The organism is Cryobacterium adonitolivorans (assembly GCF_004402695.1).
Classification (GTDB): domain Bacteria; phylum Actinomycetota; class Actinomycetes; order Actinomycetales; family Microbacteriaceae; genus Cryobacterium; species Cryobacterium adonitolivorans.
In genome coordinates, this window is record NZ_SOFL01000041.1 from 1 (window position 1) to 2931 (window position 2931).

The 2931-nt window shown below is 63.8% G+C and carries 4 protein-coding genes; all 4 read left to right on the top strand.

Annotated elements, in window-relative coordinates:
- The coding region (locus E3O42_RS12670) for a hypothetical protein (protein WP_198414136.1) at nt 1-366 on the top strand (366 nt) is incomplete at its 5' end.
- Entirely contained in the window at nt 366-1061 is a 696-nt protein-coding gene (locus E3O42_RS12675) for a peroxiredoxin family protein (protein WP_134454289.1), read from the top strand. The genes E3O42_RS12670 and E3O42_RS12675, both read left to right, overlap by 1 nt.
- A complete protein-coding gene (locus E3O42_RS12680; protein WP_134454290.1) occupies nt 1058-1339 on the top strand; it encodes a glutaredoxin family protein in 282 nt (93 codons plus the stop codon). Before E3O42_RS12675 ends, E3O42_RS12680 begins: the two co-directional genes overlap by 4 nt.
- 13 nt (nt 1340-1352) lie before the next feature.
- On the top strand, nt 1353-2855 hold the full coding sequence (locus E3O42_RS12685; protein WP_134454291.1) for a multicopper oxidase family protein: 1503 nt from the start codon (nt 1353-1355) through the stop codon (nt 2853-2855).
- Nucleotides 2856-2931 lie beyond the last annotated feature (76 nt).

Sequence of the window (2931 nt, forward strand, 5' to 3'; positions counted from 1 at the left end):
CCCGGCGGGCGACGGCTGCCGCTGTCGAGCCTGTTGTCCGGCGGCTTGATGCTCGGGATGGGCATAGTGACCATGATCATCGCGGTTCGAGGCATCGGCATGGCGCCCGACGGTTGGCAGGTGCGAGTTACCGCCTGGCTGAACCACGCAGCTGTGGTTATTCAGCAGTCCGTCGGGTTCATCCCCGGCTGGCTCTCGGCGCTCGTGGTCTTCGCCGGCCTCGCGACTCTGGTGTGGAAGGCGCTGCGCGCCCGACGCACACAGGCCGGTCAGATCGTTTCCGCGACAGAGCCAGATACGGCGGAGCAGGTCGCGGCCGGTTCGACCACTCCGGCCTGTCACGACAATGCAAAGGAATCCAAGTAATGGCATCACGCAACAAGAAGCCCGCCGCTAGGATGCGGCCGCTGAGGAAGAACACCAACCGCCTTGCCGTGCTGATCGGTGCCGGCGTGGTCGTGGCCATTTTCGGCGCCTTTTTCCTCGTTCTCGCCCAGCAGCCCTCCGCACCCGCCCAGACGGCTCAGTCCGCTCCTATGGGCAGGAGCGCCGATGCGGCCGACTACGCGGTGGGATCTCCGGGGGTGGGAGAGATGGCCCCGGGATTCGCCATGGAGTCCACCACGGGAGACACCGTGGATCTGAGTGACTACTCGGGCAAATCGGTGCTCTTGTACTTCCATGAGGGACTGGGTTGCCAGCCCTGCTGGGACCAGATGCGTGACCTGGACGCCGCATCTGACCAGCTCACCGCCGCCGGAGTCGACGATGTGCTCACGATCACCAGCGGACCGGTAGACCTGATCGCGCAAAAAATGGACGACGACGAACTCGCCTCCATCGCCCTGGCGGACACGAAGATGGACGTCATCACGGAGTACGGTGCGAATGACTACGGCATGATGGGCGACTCCCGCGCCGGACACAGCTTCATCCTCGTCGGGCCTGACGGCACGATCCAGTGGCGCGCGGACTACGGCGGCGCCCCGGATTACACAATGTATGTGTCCATGACCGACCTGCTCGCCGACATGAAGGCTGCCGGGGTGAGCGGATCATGATGATCACCGTCCTGACCCAGGAATCATGCCCATCCTGCGTGAACGCGAAAAACACCCTGGCGCAGCTCGCGGACGAGTACCCCATCGACGTCAGAGAGATCCCGTTGGCGTCAACTGAAGGCAAAGGCCTTGCGAACCGGGTCGGTATTGTTTTCGCCCCGGGCATCTTGATCGACGGTGAGCTGTTCAGTTACGGCCGCCTGTCCGAAAAGAAACTGCGCCGCCACCTCTCCAAGCTGGAGTGGCCCGCCACAGCGATGCCCGCGAGAAAGAACTAACGGAAGCAAAGAAATGGTCACTCACTTCACCCGCCGTACTTTTCTCGGCGCGACGCTGGCTGCGACGGCGACAGTTGCCCTTGCCTCCTGCACGACGGGCCCCGGCGCTCGAGCTGGGGTCGACCGGATACTGTCGACCGATCCTTTGGTCGCCCAATACGAGGCGCGGCGTGCGGCCAACGGCGCCACCGTCACCCAAAACCTCACCATCGGCGCCTTCGATGCCCTAGTCGCCGGCACCGCTCTGACCACGTGGGGATACAACGGGACACTCAACGGGCCTCTCATCCGCGCAAAAACGGGCGACCTCCTGAACGTGCCGGTGACGAACACTCTGGCCGAGCCCACGAGCATCCACTGGCACGGCCTGGCCCTGCGAAACGACGCCGATGGTGTCCCAGGCGTCACCCAAAAGGCCATTGCTCCAGGCAGCGACTACGGATACCAGTTCCTGCTCAACCAACCCGGCACCTACTGGTACCACTCTCACGTGGACATGCAGCGAGAACGTGCCCTGTCGGGTGCGCTCATCATCGACGACCCCAATGAACCGATGGCTTACGACCAGGAATGGGTCATCCTCCTCGACGACTGGCTCGACGGACTCCCCGGCACCCCCGACGACGCTCTCAACAGCTTGGCCGAGGGCTCGGGCATGAGCGGGATGGATTCGGGGATGAGGGGAATGGGGTCACGCTTTACCAGCCCATACTTGGGCGGTGACGCCGGCGACGTGCCATTCCCTGCCCATCTGTTCAACGGCCAAGCACCGCAAACGGCCGAAGTGTTCGACAGTCGACCCGGCAATCGGATTCGCCTGCGCATCATCAATGCGGCGGGGGACACCGCCTACAGGGTGGGCATCCCCGGGCAGAAGATCACCCTCACCCACACCGACGGCTTTCCCGTCCAACACCAGGACGTGGACGCCGTGGTCCTCGGAATGGGCGAACGCATCGACGCGCTCATCACCGTCGTCGACGGCTACACTCCAGTTCTGGCTTTCCCCGAAGGCAAAGACGGAAGCGCCTATGGGCTCATCCGCACAGGATCTGGTACCCCACCCCCGCCGGATCAAATGCCATCCACTCTGACGGGTGACGTCACCGACGGCGGTCAGTTGCGAGCCGATGAATCCGTGCGCCTGCCGTCCCGCACGCCGACCCGGCGACACGAGATGCGACTGACCGGGGGTATGCACTCCTACGACTGGAGCATCAACGGGCGAACCTTCAACATGGACGACCCCTACGCCGGTGCCTTCGATACCAGCCTCAACGAGCGAGTGCAGATCACGATGACCAACGACACGATGATGTGGCACCCGATGCACCTACACGGGCACACCTTCCAGGTCGCGGGCAACAAAGCGCGCAAAGACACCGTCATCATCCGGCCCGGGAAAACTGTCACCGTCGAATTCGACGCCGACAATCCCGGCCAATGGCTCGCCCACTGCCACAACGCATACCACGCTGCTCGCGGAATGATCGGCCTGGTCTCTTACGTGAGATGACGCCAGACGCCCCGCGAGCCCGCTGGCCGACGTCAACGCTCATCGCGCCCCAACGTCCGCTGTCCATCCGGGTTGC

What these genes read in the sequence shown, in the direction of transcription:
- E3O42_RS12680 (WP_134454290.1), top strand. Translation starts at nt 1,058, where the DNA reads ATGATGATCACCGTCCTGACCCAGGAATCATGCCCATCCTGCGTGAAC.
- E3O42_RS12685 (WP_134454291.1), top strand. Translation starts at nt 1,353, where the DNA reads ATGGTCACTCACTTCACCCGCCGTACTTTTCTCGGCGCGACGCTGGCT.
- E3O42_RS12675 (WP_134454289.1), top strand. Translation starts at nt 366, where the DNA reads ATGGCATCACGCAACAAGAAGCCCGCCGCTAGGATGCGGCCGCTGAGG.